13 protein-coding genes and 1 pseudogene are annotated in these 13,266 nt (G+C 39.1%); 6 read left to right on the top strand and 8 right to left on the bottom strand.

Annotated elements, in window-relative coordinates; all coding sequences use genetic code 11:
- Position 1 precedes the first annotated feature (1 nt).
- Both ACFQ19_RS14700 and ACFQ19_RS14695 read left to right on the top strand, forming a co-directional pair.
- Positions 2 to 442 (top strand): annotated as a pseudogene (locus tag ACFQ19_RS14700) (PTS sugar transporter subunit IIA); the annotation flags it as partial.
- A gap of 78 nt (positions 443 to 520) precedes the next feature.
- On the top strand, positions 521 to 2,407 hold the full coding sequence (locus ACFQ19_RS14695; protein ID WP_379593405.1) for a PTS fructose transporter subunit IIABC: 1,887 nt from the start codon (positions 521 to 523) through the stop codon (positions 2,405 to 2,407).
- 65 nt (positions 2,408 to 2,472) lie between these two features.
- Here ACFQ19_RS14695 and ACFQ19_RS14690 read toward each other — a convergent pair whose 3' ends face one another.
- Positions 2,473 to 2,781 (bottom strand): DUF2187 family protein, encoded by a 309-nt coding sequence (locus tag ACFQ19_RS14690; protein ID WP_379593343.1) that lies wholly within the window; start codon positions 2,779 to 2,781, stop codon positions 2,473 to 2,475.
- A 158-nt stretch (positions 2,782 to 2,939) separates the two neighbouring features.
- Between ACFQ19_RS14690 and ACFQ19_RS14685 the strand changes: the two genes are divergently transcribed.
- Complete coding sequence (locus tag ACFQ19_RS14685; protein ID WP_379593341.1) at positions 2,940 to 3,338, top strand: SLAP domain-containing protein; 399 nt, start codon at positions 2,940 to 2,942, stop codon at positions 3,336 to 3,338.
- 354 nt (positions 3,339 to 3,692) lie between these two features.
- Positions 3,693 to 4,316 carry a response regulator transcription factor gene (locus ACFQ19_RS14680; RefSeq protein ID WP_379593340.1) on the top strand — a complete coding sequence of 208 codons (624 nt, stop codon included), beginning with the start codon at positions 3,693 to 3,695 and terminating at the stop codon, positions 4,314 to 4,316.
- A 115-nt stretch (positions 4,317 to 4,431) separates the two neighbouring features.
- Here ACFQ19_RS14680 and ACFQ19_RS14675 read toward each other — a convergent pair whose 3' ends face one another.
- The 6 genes from ACFQ19_RS14675 to fdhA form a co-directional block, all read right to left on the bottom strand.
- Positions 4,432 to 4,686, bottom strand: coding sequence for a spore coat protein (locus tag ACFQ19_RS14675; RefSeq protein ID WP_379593338.1), 255 nt, complete (start codon positions 4,684 to 4,686; stop codon positions 4,432 to 4,434).
- Positions 4,687 to 4,700: 14 nt separating this feature from the next.
- The gene (locus ACFQ19_RS14670) at positions 4,701 to 4,886 is read right to left on the bottom strand and encodes a hypothetical protein (RefSeq protein ID WP_379593336.1); all 186 of its coding nucleotides are present in this window, start codon (positions 4,884 to 4,886) and stop codon (positions 4,701 to 4,703) included.
- Positions 4,887 to 5,018: 132 nt separating this feature from the next.
- Positions 5,019 to 5,477 (bottom strand): GNAT family N-acetyltransferase, encoded by a 459-nt coding sequence (locus ACFQ19_RS14665; protein ID WP_379593335.1) that lies wholly within the window; start codon positions 5,475 to 5,477, stop codon positions 5,019 to 5,021.
- 110 nt (positions 5,478 to 5,587) lie between these two features.
- Positions 5,588 to 7,510 (bottom strand): threonine--tRNA ligase, encoded by a 1,923-nt coding sequence (gene thrS / locus ACFQ19_RS14660; RefSeq protein WP_379593333.1) that lies wholly within the window; start codon positions 7,508 to 7,510, stop codon positions 5,588 to 5,590.
- Positions 7,511 to 8,220: 710 nt separating this feature from the next.
- Entirely contained in the window at positions 8,221 to 8,631 is a 411-nt protein-coding gene (locus ACFQ19_RS14655) for a GlcG/HbpS family heme-binding protein (protein ID WP_379593332.1), read from the bottom strand.
- A 46-nt stretch (positions 8,632 to 8,677) separates the two neighbouring features.
- Positions 8,678 to 9,892, bottom strand: a complete 1,215-nt coding sequence (gene fdhA, locus ACFQ19_RS14650; protein ID WP_080873744.1) for a formaldehyde dehydrogenase, glutathione-independent — start codon at positions 9,890 to 9,892, stop codon at positions 8,678 to 8,680.
- Between the two features lie 674 nt (positions 9,893 to 10,566).
- Between fdhA and ACFQ19_RS14645 the strand changes: the two genes are divergently transcribed.
- Complete coding sequence (locus ACFQ19_RS14645; protein ID WP_379593330.1) at positions 10,567 to 11,484, top strand: LysR family transcriptional regulator; 918 nt, start codon at positions 10,567 to 10,569, stop codon at positions 11,482 to 11,484.
- 256 nt (positions 11,485 to 11,740) lie between these two features.
- A complete protein-coding gene (locus tag ACFQ19_RS14640; protein ID WP_379593328.1) occupies positions 11,741 to 11,986 on the top strand; it encodes a phage holin in 246 nt (81 codons plus the stop codon).
- A 69-nt stretch (positions 11,987 to 12,055) separates the two neighbouring features.
- Here ACFQ19_RS14640 and ACFQ19_RS14635 read toward each other — a convergent pair whose 3' ends face one another.
- Positions 12,056 to 12,952 (bottom strand): diacylglycerol/lipid kinase family protein, encoded by an 897-nt coding sequence (locus ACFQ19_RS14635; RefSeq protein ID WP_379593326.1) that lies wholly within the window; start codon positions 12,950 to 12,952, stop codon positions 12,056 to 12,058.
- Positions 12,953 to 13,266 lie beyond the last annotated feature (314 nt).

Below are 13,266 nucleotides of genomic sequence, written 5' to 3'. Positions count from 1 at the left end.
GATGAGAAACATGCAAGTAACCGACTTGTTAAACAAAGACGTCATGCTCTTGGATTTGCAAGCTTCCTCCAAAGAAGCTGCTATTGATGAAATGATTACCAATCTTTATCGGCATGGCTTCTTAACAGAACAAGCATCGTTTAAAGATGCCATTCTTGCCCGTGAAGATCAGTCCTCTACCGGGCTTGGCGACGGAATCGCCATGCCGCATGCGAAAACAGCAGCAGTCAGAGAACCGGTTGTTCTATTCGCTAAAAGTCAAGCAGGGATTGATTATAATTCTTTAGATGGACAGCCTGCGCATCTCTTCTTTATGATTGCTGTTCCTGAAGGCGGAAGCGATACACATCTGCAAACCATTGCAGCACTATCTCGTCTTTTAATGGAACCCGAATTTGTCCATAAATTGAAGGAAGCAAGTACACCAAATGAAGTACAAACTCTGTTCACGGAAGCAACGAAAGAAGAAGATACTCCTGAAGAGGATACCAACCAGGAAGATCAAGAAGATCATGCTGCGATGAATGTAGCTGATTTATTAAAAAAAGATGTAATGCTTTTAGATCTTCAAGCTTCATCGAAAGAATCGGCAATTGATGAAATGATTGCAAGCCTGCATAAGCACAATATATTAACAGAACAAGCATCATTTAAAGAAGCGATTCTGGCCCGTGAAGAACAATCCTCTACTGGTTTAGGTGATGGGATTGCAATGCCGCACGCAAAAACAAAAGCAGTCACAGAACCTGCTGTCCTGTTTGCGAAAAGTAAACAAGGTGTGGATTATAATTCCTTGGACGGACAGCCCGCCCACCTCTTCTTTATGATTGCTGTTCCTGAAGGCGGGAATGACACCCACCTGCAGACATTGGCATCCTTATCTAAACTATTGATGGAACCAACTTTTGTAACGAAATTAAAAGAAGCTTCTACACCTGATGAAGTGCAGCAGCTTTTCTTAGAAGAAACAAAAGAAGAGGAAACACCGGCAGAAACCGATTCATCTGAAGCGGAACCTGCAAACAACAATGGCGACAAACCGTTTTTAGTAGCTGTCACAGCTTGTCCTACCGGCATCGCTCATACCTATATGGCAGAAGATGCATTAAAGAAACAAGCAGCAGAAATGGATATCGATATAAAAGTGGAAACAAACGGTTCAGACGGGGTAAAGCATCGCTTAACCGATGAAGATATCCAAAGAGCTACCGGCGTTGTCATTGCAGCCAGTACGAAAGTAGAAATGGCCCGTTTTGACGGAAAACATGTCGTTGAACGCCCGGTTGTCGACGGGATAAAGAAAGCAGAAGAACTGATTACACAAGCAGTAAATCAGGATGCGCCAATTTATCAAAGCTCTGGAGAAAGCACGGAGGACGATGAAGAATATGAAAAACAATCTGCTTGGGGTAAAATTTATAAAGATTTAATGAACGGTATTTCCTACATGCTGCCATTTGTTATTGGCGGCGGGATTTTAATGGCTATTTCCTTTCTATTTGAAGGGATATACGGGGATGAATCAGAGATCTTCCTTTTCTTCAATACGATTGGTGAAACAGCATTTAACTTCTTAATCCCTATTCTTGCTGGTTATATTGCTATGAGTATCAGTGACAGACCTGGACTGATGCCTGGTATTGTAGCTGGTATGATGGCGGTTCAAAGTGATGCCGGATTTATCGGCGGACTGATTGGCGGTTTTGTAGCTGGTTACTTAGTCTTATTAATAAAACGTTTATTAAAAGACCTGCCACAGTCATTAGCAAGCCTTAAACCGATTTTAATATTCCCGGTACTTGGCCTGCTTGTAACAGGAGCAGCTATGTACTTCGTAATCGGACCTGTATTTTCAACACTAAATAACTATATTTTAGATTTCTTACAAGGTCTTGGAACTGGAAATATTGTTTTACTTGGTGTACTGCTTGGAGGCATGATGGCTATTGACATGGGCGGACCATTTAATAAAGCAGCTTACGCATTCTCTATCGGTATTTTCACCGATACAGGAGATGGCGCTTTTATGGCAGCTGTCATGATTGGTGGCATGGTGCCTCCGTTGGCAATTGCTTTGGCAACAACATTCTTTAAAAATAAATTTACATCCGATGAACGTAAATCTGGAACAGCCAATTATATTATGGGACTATTCTTTGTTACAGAAGGTGCTATTCCATTCGCAGCAGCCGATCCATTACGTGTGATCACCTCATCTGTTATTGGTTCAGCCATTGCCGGCGGACTGACGCAATTCTTCCAGAGTACCGTTCCCGCACCACATGGCGGTATTATTGTTGTTTTAGGACTAGGTGATGCTCGAATATTCTTCGTCTTATCATTAATCATCGGTACTATTATTGCAGCACTCATACTTGGATTTTGGAGAAAACCTGTTTCCAAATAAGAGATATTGTACTCACCAAATAAATGAAAAGCTCCGGCATATTCAACTATACCGGAGCTTTTCATTTATTTTCTTTTATAATTTTTATGGTTGACCACCGTTTTAATCGGTTCTCCTGTGGAAGGATGGTTTCCGATACGGACTATCACGGAATTATCACGAATAAGAAGAACCTCTGCTGTTTCTCCCTTGTACTCTCCCCGGACAACACTGATCGTTTCACCGACTTCTGCAATATCCTCTTGCTTCACAGGCTCTTGTTGTTGCATTTGCTCTAGTTCCTGAACCAGTTCTTGTTCTCGAATTTGGTCTTGATCCTGTTCTTCTTCTTCCTGTTCTTGCTCTTGATTTTGCTCTAAATTTTCCTCTTCCATGTTCATAACCTCCTTCATTCATAGCGGACGAGTGACTCACTTCGTCTATCGTACCACAAGTCTAAAACGAATCATATTTTTTTTCAAAAGAAACGCTAAAAATTTATTTCTGCATCCGAATCTTATATAATCAAGGTATCTTGTTAGGAGGATTTGTTATGAACCTTGTTTTTGAGTCAAAATGGCATAAAGCCCTTCCAGATACAGATCGGCAAAAAATTGAACAAACATTCCAGCACAAAGTTCCAGCAGAGTCAGCGAATAAATCAATTACTTTCACCCCTTTATGGCAAGCAAGAAATCACCGATCCAATTTACTGGTTACTGTTTTAATTAATAATTTCAGCAAACAGCCATATTCATTCGAGCATTCCACGCTCGAATATATAGAAGAAGATGTGGTTAAAGCGAGGAAAGAATTTACCTTAGACAGGGTTTTGGTTCCTCCTGACTCCAGTATGCCTTGGACTTTTATCTTTCCAAAATCCAGCTTTATCAATCATTCCATTAACTTAAACGGCAGTTTAGTTTTTCATAAAATAAACGACAATCGATAACTCCGACAAAATGCAGCGGTTGATCTGATTATGTCGAAAGAATTTTAGGTATAATTAAATTTTTAATCAATATATTACATGAATATTCATGCTTAAGTAGGTACTTTGACTTTTTTAAACCAGGATTTAATTATCATTTTATATTAAGAAACTGTTACAAAATTTAAATATCTTCAATCGTATGCTATATTTAAAGATGGGCATTGCTAAGACTCTCCATACCTGTATCTTATATAAATAATATTTAGAATCGTTTTTCAAAACAAGCAAATAGAAGCAACACTCAAGTCGCATGATTATTCATTCTTATTGACATCACGAACTTACTTACTTAAATGACAGGAGATGATAACTTTGAGTATTACGCCAACTTCGAATTCTACTTTCAATTTTATTGATGCATTTACATTATCTGAAAAAACGAATTTAAATATTTCTATCTTATCTTTAAGAGAACTAGATAACTTTCAGCTCGATTCCTCTAATATACCAGATTTAATGATGATTCCAATTTATCAATATAACGATGTAACCCGTATTTTGGAGCAGGAGCAGTTAAAAGACGTTAAAACAGCAGTTATCTTGCCTAATTTGCATATGAAAGATACTATCCGCTTATATGAACATGATATCGATGGATTCTTTGTTAAAAATATGAGCTTAAATGAAATCATATCAGGTATTCGTTTCATTCACGAAGGATACATTTATGTTTACCCCGAATTGGCTAAAGCGTTACATGATCAGTTTTTAACTCTATCTTCAACCTTACAGTCCCGCCCGGAAGGTCTTCTTACCAAACGGGAATGGGATGTCTTACTTGAAATATCCAGAGGAAATAATAATGAAATTATTGCCAGTAATTTAGATATCTCTGATAAAACAGTAAAAAACCATGTAACAACTGTGTTGCGGAAACTTAATGTTAATGACCGGACCAATGCAATGTTATTAGCGTACCGAAAAGGCTGGATATAGAAAATAATGTTATTAAAAACGAGAAGCCTATAAAAAATAGACTTCTCGTTTTTAATAATTCATAAAACCCTTACGCATCGCAATACTATTTATGTTTTACACCCATTCTATTGCATTAGCTGCCTTGAGACAGTTCCGTCTGCACCTGCTGGATTTCTTGAGGACTTGCCGATTGACCAGGCTGGTAATAGCCATGCTGCAATGCATATTGATACACTTTCAATTGGCGTGCTTCATCCTTGTTTCTCATTTCCACGAATTTTTGGCGCAATTCGGGGTTATTTGATTCAGAAATATAACCAGCATAACCTTTCAAACTTGCATTCAGCCCATTTAAATAATCATTCACCATTTCTTTATCCTGAAACATTTTTAATCACCCTCCTATTGTAAAAATGACATTAATTGTTGCTGTGCATTCCGAGCATCTTGTGCATCAAATTGCAGAATCGATTGAAATTCTGGATCCTGTGCCTGCTCAGCATAAGCCTCCAGTTTATTCGCAATCATCCCATGCTCTCCAATAACTTTACGCAATGTTTCTAGTTCTGTTTGCGTTAATTGGCTCATCAGACAAACCCCTTTCCAAATAAGAATCAAGGTTATTATGCCCGTTAAGCGATTTTATATGCTCGCATAAGAGAATGATTAAAAAATAATTCTTGGTGTTATGTTTATTTTTTTATATCCCATTCAAATACTCTAACCCTCCAGCAGCAGCACAGCTTCTTCGTCAACAAACTCTCCTGTCCGTTGAAAACCGCTATGTTCATACAGTGTGATAGCAACATGATTCTCCTTCACGGCTGATGTGCGCAATGCCTCGCTTGGGTGATTTCCCTGAAAATCTTTAATAAATTTCTTTAAAGAAGCTTTGCCATAACCTTTGCCTTGAAAATCCTTTGCAATCATAAAACGCTCCATCCACCATGAATCTTTATCATAATCTTCATCAGCTGGATAATACACATACATTAAAAATCCAACCATCTCGTCTTCATGATAAATCGCATATGGATGTCTCTCTTCTTTTTCTTCATATACAGCTTCCAAAACAGAATACCAATTTGGAGCTACAAAATCTTTTTGATTATCATTCACCTTTAATAAAGCGCATTCTTTATAATTTGATTCATCAATTTTCTTAAATGAAATTGTCATTCCCACTCATCTCCTTTTATTATAGATGATACCTCTATTTTATACGAAAGGAGACAGAATGAATAGTTATTAATCAAACGTTTCCACTCTGAAATTCCTGATCCTGAAAATTATATATGCTTTTCAGCTATTTCATTTTTAAGATGGTTTAACACATTCTTAACCGGTACACTCTGACTCTGTTTTTCCCCATATTTCCGGACGTTGACAGCTTGCTGTGCTTCTTCGCTATCACCAACAACAAAAAGATAAGGAATTTTCTTCATCTGTGCTTCTCTTAATTTCAATCCCAGTTTCTCTTCCCGGTAGTCTGTTTCCATACGTATACCTGCTTCCTGGAAAGTTTCCCTTAGCTGGTCTGCATAAGACTGATGGACAGAGGAAACTGGCAAAATAACCGCTTGAACAGGAGCCAGCCATACAGGAAAAGCACCTGCAAAATGTTCAATCAGAATCCCTAAAAAGCGATCAATGGAACCATAAATTGCCCGATGGATTACAACTGGACGCACCTTTTCATTGTTTGCATTGATATATGTTAAATCAAATTTTTCCGGCATCTGAAAATCAAGCTGCAATGTCGCACATTGATGACTGCGACCTAAGGCGTCTTTGATATGAAAATCAATTTTTGGTCCATAAAATGCACCGTCTCCCTCATTAACTTGGTAGGGAAGCTCCATCCGTTCTAAAACATTTTCTAGAGCTTGCTCTGACAATTCCCAAGCAGCATCTTCCCCCATTGATTTTTCCGGCCGAGTAGATAGTTCAACTGCATAGCTGAAACCAAATACCCCATATATCTCGTCAATCAAGTGAATGGCTTTTTCCATTTCCGCTTCAATTTGATCTTCACGAGCAAAAATATGAGCATCATCCTGACAAAAAGTACGGACACGAAGCAGTCCATTTAAAGCTCCACTATATTCATGACGATGTACTTGCCCAAATTCAGCTAACCTGATTGGCAAATCACGATACGAATGGAGCTTTTGTTTATAAATCAACATATGCCCTGGGCAATTCATCGGTTTTAGTGCAAAATTGGTATGATCTACTTCAGAAAAATACATGTTTTCATGGTAGTGATCCCAATGGCCGGATTCTTCCCAAAGCTGCTGGTTCATCAGAAGCGGCGTACGTACTTCCTGATAGCCTGCTTTTAGCTGTGCTTCTCTGGAAAACTCCTCAAGATTCTGACGGATCATTTGACCATTAGGCAAATAAAATGGCATGCCCGGCGCTTCTTCCGAAAACATAAACAGCTCCAGCTGCTTTCCTAATTTGCGGTGATCTCTTTTTTCAGCTTCTTCTAAGAAATGTAAATGCGCTTCTAAATCTTTTTTCTTTGCAAATGCAATGCCATAAATACGCTGAAGCATCTCATTATCGCTATCTCCTCTCCAATATGCGCCTGCCAAATTTGTAAGATGAAAGGCTTTTACATAACCAGTAGATGGCAAATGCGGCCCCCGGCATAAATCAGAAAAATCTCCCTGCTCATAAATCGTAATCGGTTCATCATTGGGAATGCTTTTTAACAGTTCTAGTTTATAAGGCTGGTTCTGCTGTTTAAAATACGCTTCTGCTTGTTCTAAAGAAAATTCATATGAACGAATGGGGATATTCTCCTGAATAATCTTTTGCATCTCTTTCTCGATTTTTACCAAATCAGCTTGCGTAATGGATTCCTGACACTTCATATCATAATAAAAACCATGATCAATCACCGGGCCAACCCCAAACTGAACATTACCTTTTCCATAAAGGTGCTCCACTGCTTGCGCTAACACGTGTGCAGCAGTATGCCGCATAACCTCCAGCCCTTCTTCTGACTCCAGTGTCACTAATTCAATCGCACTCTCTTCGGAAATCGAATAACTGAGGTCCACTAGTTTGCCATTCACCTTTCCTGCCACAGTTTTCTTTGCTAAACTAATGGATATGTTTTCTGCGATTACTTTTAATGAAATTCCTTTTTCTACATAGTTTTCTTTTCCATCCGGAAATATAATTTTTACTTTCTTTGTCATTTTTTGATACTCCCTCTCCGTTTGATGTTAGAAAACTTGGTTGTCACCAAGCTTTAAGTGTCAATCTTAGTTACACTTATGCAGTAAGAAAGTGTAAACTTTCTTACTGCCAAATAAAAAAGCATACACGTCCCTCTATTACAAAGGGACGAATATGCTTTTCCGTGGTTCCACCCAGATTCCCGTCACATTGAATGACGGCTCCATTATGCAGTAACGTTGCATGTTTACGGCGGCAGTTGTTACCCTGACGCACTCGGAGGCGGTAAATTATCTTTCTTGGCTAGAGAGCTCTCAGCAGCTGCTCTCCTCTCTTTAAACCTTCCGGATCATTCATGTCCTCTTCATCGTTTTGATGATTCTTATATTTTATCGTATTAAAAAAACACATCCTCCCCTTCCTAAGAAGGGGCGAATGTGTCATCTTCGCGGTTCCACCCAAATTCCCGCCAACCTGATTGACGGCTTCATTTTGCAATAACGCTGCATATTACGGTGCCAGTTGTTACTCTAACACAGCTCCGAGGTGGTAAATGGCTCTTCTTTGCTGGAGAGCTCACACCTTCTGCTCTCCTCTCTTGGAACCTTCCAAGTCATTCTTGTCCTCTTCATCGCTTTTGATTAATAAATTATAGAATATCATACTAAAGATTTTTACTTTATGCAAGGTTCTTTTTTATTTTTCAAAAGTTCACGAAGTTGTCTCAAATTCAGCCATTATCAAAAACATCTACTGCCGCCTGTGCTACTTGCATATCATGCTCTACAGAACTTCCGCTTACCCCTACAGCACCTACAACTTGATCATTTTCTACTAACGGAATACCTCCTCCGAAAAGCACAATCCGTCCATTATTGGTGGTATTTAACCCATACAATTCAGCATGTGGAACCGTTGCCTCAGCTAAATTCGAAGTTGGCATCTTTAGCGCAACAGAAGTCCAAGCTTTATTTTGTGCGATGTCAATGCTGGCCAGCCATGCGTCATCCATACGATGTACAGCGATAAGATTTCCACCTTCATTGACAACAGATATGACCATGGAAACCCCAATATTTTGGGCTTCTTTCTCAGCACCCTCAATCAATTTTTTTGCTAATTCAAGATTCACTTCACGCATCAAACGATTCCTCCTTAGTAAAAATAGTGAGATAACTTTTCAAACATTATTTTAATGAACCATGCGGATCAATAACGAATTTCTTAGCAACACCGCCATCAAATGCTTTATAACCATCTGGCGCTTCATTCAGGGAAATCACCGTTGCATTTACAGCTTTGGCAATCTGTGCCCGGTCACTTAAAATAGCTTGCATCAAATCTCTGTGGTATTTCATGACAGGTGTTTGCCCGGTAACAAATGTATGCGCCTTGGCAAAACCTAAACCGAATCGGATTTTTAATGCCCCTTCCTGCGCATCCTTGTCCTTAGCACCCGGATCACCTGTTACATAGAGCCCGGGAATCCCTAAACGTCCGCCAGCCCGGGTAATATCCATGATAGAATTTAATACAGTGGCTGGAGCCTCTTCTGCATTTTCTCCGTGACCGCTCGCTTCGAAACCGACTGCATCAATGGCACAGTCCACTTCCGGATCACCCAGAATTTGTTCAATCTGTTCTTCTAAATTAGCATGCTCCCGCAAGTTTACCGCTTCACAGCCAAAGCTTCTTGCTTGTTCAAGCCGTTCTTCTATCATATCACCGACAATGACAACTGACGCGCCAAGAAGCTGAGCAGAGTGAGCTGCTGCTAATCCGACAGGTCCAGCTCCAGCTACATATACGGTAGACCCGGGTTTAACTCCTGCGCTTACCGCACCGTGGTAGCCTGTTGGAAAGATATCAGACAGCATCGTTAAGTCCAGTATTTTTTCCATTGCCTGATCTTTATCAGGAAATTTCAACAGCTGAAAATCTGCATAAGGTACCATCACATATTCGGATTGGCCGCCGACCCAGCCGCCCATATCTACATAACCGTATGCAGAACCGGGACGATCCGGATTCACATTTTCACAAATATGTGTATCCTGCTGTTTACAATTTCTGCAGCGTCCGCAAGCGATATTAAAAGGAACGGAAACAAAGTCGCCTTTTTTAATAAACTCTACATCGCGTCCTGTTTCAACTACTTCTCCAGTAATTTCATGGCCAAGAACCAGTCCGGACGGAGCGGTTGTTCTGCCTCGGACCATGTGTTGGTCGCTTCCGCATATATTCGTTGTTACCACTTTGACAATCACACCGTGTTCACATTTCCGGCCAACGTTCAAGGGATTGACCCCGGGACCGTCCCTTAATATAAGTTCTGGGTATCCAATTTCTTCAACTGCTACAACTCCCGGTTCCTTATACACTACGCCTTTATTTGTCATCATCATTCCTCCTTGATTTTGTTATAACCACCTTGCGTAAGCGATGCCATTCTACAGTAATATGAATGCAATCCCCCCCTTTTAAGAAATAATCAAGTCGGGACCATTTTCCAAAAATTCCGTATTTACCTCTATCATAAATACGAACTGTCAGCAGGTAAAATGTCTAATATTGATAGGACCCATCTGTAAAACTGATAATATACGATCTTCTAAACGCAAATCATCATACATAACTGTATAGAGTTTTGATTCAACGTTAAATTTGAACGTATATCATGACTACTAATATTTTTTGTTTCAGGTATTGTTCCCTTTTCGATATGCAGTAAACTTCAAATTTAGAATTTTATATCTTTTCTTTATGTTTGTACATCGATATTGCTGATAGAATTTGATTTATAAAGGACGGGACGGTTCAATATAAAATAGAGAAACACTATCAGAGACAAGGAAGTTCTTAATGGTATATAACTTGAAATAAATAACTTCATTGTTTAAGCACACAAAGAAAATGTATTAATCCAATTTATATATGATGATTCGACAACTATCTTCAGTCATTCCAGCTTGTTTATTAGTAAGGTATATTATAAAATGAAAACGCAATCACGAATAATGATTTAAATAGATAACTGCTATCACTATGAATGAATGGAAAAATGAGGAGGCTGTAAATGGAGATTAAAGACTTATTGATTTTTCAGAGCGTTGCCCACAATGGAAGCATTAGTAAAGCAGCAGATGAACTTAATTATGTACAATCACACGTCACAGCCAGAATAAAATCATTGGAAGCACAATTACAAACACAATTATTTGATCGGCACAGCAGGGGAACGACAGTGAACTCAGAGGGGAAGAAACTTTTGGGTTATACGGAAAAAATATTATTGATGATAGAGGAAATGAATAAGGATTTTCGAGATTCTGACAATCCATCTGGGGCCTTAGAGATTGGAACAATAGAAACCGTTATGAAACTTCCAATGGTCTTATCTTCCTTTCACAGAAAATTCCCTCAAGTAGATTTAACATTGAAAACGGGTGTATCCCAAGAACTTATTCACCAAGTATTGAAACATAAACTGGATGGTGCTTTTGTTTCCGGAATCTTTAACCATCCGGAGATAGAACAAATAAACGTTTTTCAAGAGGAACTCGTTATCATATCTGACAGCGAGAGAGTTGACTACGAGCACTTAAAAACCAGGCCTTTACTCGTTTTTAACGCAGGGTGCAGTTACCGCACACGTTTAGAAAACTGGTTGTATGAAGAGGGAATAACGGATGCAAAAGTCATGGAATTCGGCACACTAGAAACCATTTTAGGGAGTGTTGTATCAGGACTTGGCATCAGCCTGGTGTCTAAATCTGCAGTCAGCCATCTAGAAGCAGCTGGCGTTGTTCAGTGCTACCCGATTCCCGCAAAGTACAGTGATATATCTACCGTTTTTATCAGGCGGGCAGATACTTACTTAACAAATACAATGGCAAAGTTTATGGATGTTATCCATGAATGTAAGAAATCAGCTGCTCTTCCGTTCATGCAACCGATGGTTAATATTTCAGATCAAGGAAAATATTTAGTATAGCAGGCTATTATTTCAGGCAATGGCTTCGTTTAACTTTTGATATTATTATCAAGCCTTCTCTGCTCATAATTATCTCAATCAAAACATACTTATAGAGTACAACATCATGGCGTTATAACGGCAATGTAACTGGTACTGGCTGTGTACTAGTTGTGCTTACTCGTCTAGCCAACACCCCTGTTAGCGCCACAATGAGATAATTGATAGACCCTTGGACCAATGAAGCTTACATTGAGCCAAAGAGGAGGCTTCTTCCATGAATGAAAATTTGTCAAAAATAAATAACAAATGGATTCGGCTGGCTGTACTAGTGATTGTTTTCTTAAATACAGCAGCTATGCTTTTAGGCTACAAACTGATCCCTTTATCCAACGAAGAACTTGTTTCTGTATTATCTCTCATTGCTTTATTCCTATCGGAAATCTGGAACCATTGGAAAAATAACAGCTATACCTCACAGGCAAAAGAAGCAGATAAATTAATGGAGAAGTTGAAACGTTAGTACAAAAAACGGATGGACAAATCGATGCCTTCATTCGTATCGGCAAAGATTTGTCCATCAGCTTGTTCGTTACAACATCTCCCCGTAAACCATTTCCAGATGTTTCGGAAGTACTTCAATAGTTGCTGGTGTTTTATCTAAAAATTCCCCATCACAATCAATATTTTGTTCCGGAGAAGCGGATACTTCTAATTGGTTGGTTCGAAAAAAGATAATGTCATCATCTTTTTCATTTTCCGGATAATCATCTTGTATTTTAGCTTCAAGCCATTTCTTTAAATACTTTAATTTCGCTTCTTTCACAATCAACACATCAAATTTCCCGTCCTGCACATCTGCATTGGGAAAGAAGGATTGAATTCCGCCAAGAAAGGATCCATTACCGACAACCAGCAATTCTGCATTTTCTTCAAAATCAAATTCCTTACTAGATAATTTCAATGTAAAAGCTTCATTTTTAAAAGCCAGCTTCGACGTATTCAAGTAATACGAAACCCTTCCAAAAACCTGCTTATTTGCCTCATCCATTTCCTCAGCAACCTTGGAAATAATACCAATTCCCCAGAAATTTAAAAAGTAATTCTCACCATATTTCCCAACATCAACCTCCATTCGTTTCTGACTGATAATTTGCTCCAACGCCTCTAATGGCTTTTGGCTGATGCCAAGAGTCCGGGAAAAATCGTTGCATGTTCCGCCTGGTAAAATGGCAAACACTGGTCTTTTTTTCAAAGGAGCGAGTGCATTCATTATTTCAAAAACAGTTCCGTCCCCGCCGCCTGCAATCAGCATATCCACGTCCTGTGCATGCTCTTCAACAAGACGTTTCCCGTCTCCTTCCTTCTCACTCTGATAGACGGTTGTCTCTTCAAACGCTTCATTCAACCTGGATATGATTTTATCCAATTTCTGAGCTAATTTTTGTTTTCCTGCGTGTGTATTTATAATTAAAGCGACTTTTTTCATCTTCTCCGCTCCTCGCAAGTTAGGTTTATTCGTATACCGGAGATGCTTTTAAAAAGAGAAGCTACCCGATGTGCCAATATATCGTTCCATGTAAATTATACATCAGTATAAGCATTTTCCCTAAGAGAAAAGTACTGCACTCGTTTTGACTTTCTATTGACACGTTTTTATAGAACGTCCTTTTTTATTAAGAAAAACCGGGCAAACCCCGCCCGGTCCTTTTCTTTCTATCCAAATTAGAGAACATCTGATAATTTGTATTCCTGTCCATGGATGCCATTATAATATTCTGGATACATTTCTCCTCCGCAATT

It is taken from the genome of Oceanobacillus locisalsi (genome assembly GCF_042675985.1).
Lineage (GTDB): Bacteria > Bacillota > Bacilli > Bacillales > Amphibacillaceae > Oceanobacillus > Oceanobacillus locisalsi.
This window is presented reverse-complemented; position numbering and strand designations above follow the sequence as displayed.